This window comes from Methylobacterium sp. WL116 (assembly GCF_008039455.1).
Lineage (GTDB): Bacteria > Pseudomonadota > Alphaproteobacteria > Rhizobiales > Beijerinckiaceae > Methylobacterium.
Genome location: NZ_VRUV01000664.1, coordinates 1 through 2,147, shown reverse-complemented (window position 1 = coordinate 2,147; position 2,147 = coordinate 1). Strand labels below are relative to the sequence as shown.

Genomic DNA, 2,147 nt, shown 5'->3' with positions numbered 1-2,147 from the left:
CCGGGGGCGACCGCGGGGCCGCCGAGGCGGCGGTTCGCGAGGGCATCGAGGCGGCGCTCGCCGACGTGACCAGCCTCGACGAGGACCGGATCCTGCGCCGCTTCGTCAACCTCGTGGAGGCCGCGGTCCGCACCAACTTCTTCCAGAAGGCCGCCGACGGCACCCCGCGCGAGACGATCGCCTTCAAGTTCGCCTGCACCAAGGTGTCGGGCATGCCGCTGCCGCGGCCGTTCTTCGAGATCTTCGTCTATTCGCCCCGCGTGGAAGGGCTGCACCTGCGCTACGGCTACGTCGCGCGCGGCGGCCTGCGGTGGTCCGACCGGCCGGAGGATTTCCGCACCGAAATTCTGGGGTTGGTGAAGGCGCAGCAGGTCAAGAACGCGGTGATCGTGCCGGTGGGCGCCAAGGGCGGGTTCTTTCCCAAGCGCCTGCCGCCGGCCTCGGATCGCGCCGCATGGCTGGCGGAGGGCACCGAGAGCTACCGCATCTTCATCCGCACCCTCTTGGAGCTCACCGACAACTTCGTCGCCGAGGGCATCGCGCCGCCGGCCGACACCGTGCGGCACGACCCCGACGACGCCTACCTCGTGGTCGCCGCCGACAAGGGCACCGCGACCTTCTCCGACATCGCCAACGCGCTCTCGCTGGAGCGCGGGCACTGGCTCGGCGACGCTTTCGCCTCCGGCGGCAGCCAGGGCTACGACCACAAGGGCATGGGCATCACCGCCCGCGGCGCCTGGGAGGCGGTGAAGCGCCACTTCCGCGAGATCGATGTCGACACGCAGGCTGATCCGGTGACGGTGGTCGGCGTCGGCGACATGTCGGGCGACGTGTTCGGCAACGGCATGCTGCTCTCGCGCACCCTGAAGCTGGTGGCGGCCTTCGACCACCGCGACATCTTCCTCGATCCGACGCCCGACATGGCGGCGAGCTTTGCCGAGCGCAAACGCCTGTTCGACCTCGGCCGGTCGAGCTGGGCCGACTACGACAAAAGCCTGATCTCGGCCGGCGGCGGCGTCTTCTCGCGCGCGCTCAAGGCGATCCCGCTCTCGGCCGAGATCCGGGACGTGCTCGGGTTCGAGCGCGCTTCCGCCTCGCCCGCCGAGCTGATGCAGGCGATCCTCAAGGCGCCCGTCGACCTGCTCTGGTTCGGCGGCATCGGCACCTACGTCCGCGCCACCACCGAGACCGACGAGGAGGCCGGCGACCGGGCCAACGACGCCGTGCGCATCACCGGCCCGGAGATCCGCGCCAAGGCGGTGGGCGAAGGCGCCAACCTCGGGCTGACCCAGCGCGGGCGCATCGAGGCGGCGCGGGCCGGCGTCCGGCTCAACACCGATGCGATCGACAACTCGGCCGGCGTCAACACCTCGGACGTCGAGGTGAACATCAAGATCGCGCTGATGATCCCGGAGCGCGACGGCCGCCTCGATGCGGATGCCCGCAACGCGCTCCTCGTCGCGATGACCGACGAGGTCGCCCACCTCGTGCTGCGCAACAACGAGCTGCAGACGCTGGCGCTCTCGCTCGCCCAGCACCGCGGCCTCGGCGAGGCCGGCTTCGCGATGCGGACGATGCAGGCGCTGGAGGCGGAAGGCCGCCTCGACCGCGCGGTCGAGTACCTGCCCGACGACGCGACGCTGACCGAGCGCATGCGCCGCGGCGAGGGCCTGACGCGGCCGGAATACGCGGTGCTGCTCGCCTACGCCAAGCTCTCGCTCTACGACGCGGTGCTGGCGAGCCCGGTGCCGGACGACCCGTACTTCGACCGCGAGCTGCAGCGCTACTTCCCCAAGGCCCTGCGCGAGCGCTTCCCCGATGCGGTGAGGGGGCACCGTCTGCGCCGCGAGATCATCGCGACGGCGTTGTCGAACATCATCGTCAACCGCGGCGGCATCTCGCTCGTCACGCGGCTGACCGACGAGACCGGGGCGGACGCTGCCACCATCGCCAAGGCCTACGCCGTGACCCGCGACGCCTTCGGCCTGATGGAGCTGAACGCGGCCATCGACGAGCTGGCCGGGCGGATCGGCGGGCAGGCCCAGATCGGCCTCTACGCCGAGGTGCAGGACCTGCTGGTCAACCGCATCGTCTGGTTCATCCGCAACCTCGACCTCGCCGGCGGCATCGCTCCCCTGGTGGCGCGC

1 protein-coding gene is annotated in these 2,147 nt (G+C 71.0%); it reads left to right on the top strand.

Annotation, left to right across the window (positions count from 1 at the left end; genetic code table 11):
* On the top strand, positions 1 to 2,147 hold a 2,147-nt coding region (locus FV223_RS25975; protein ID WP_147729637.1), incomplete at both ends, for an NAD-glutamate dehydrogenase domain-containing protein.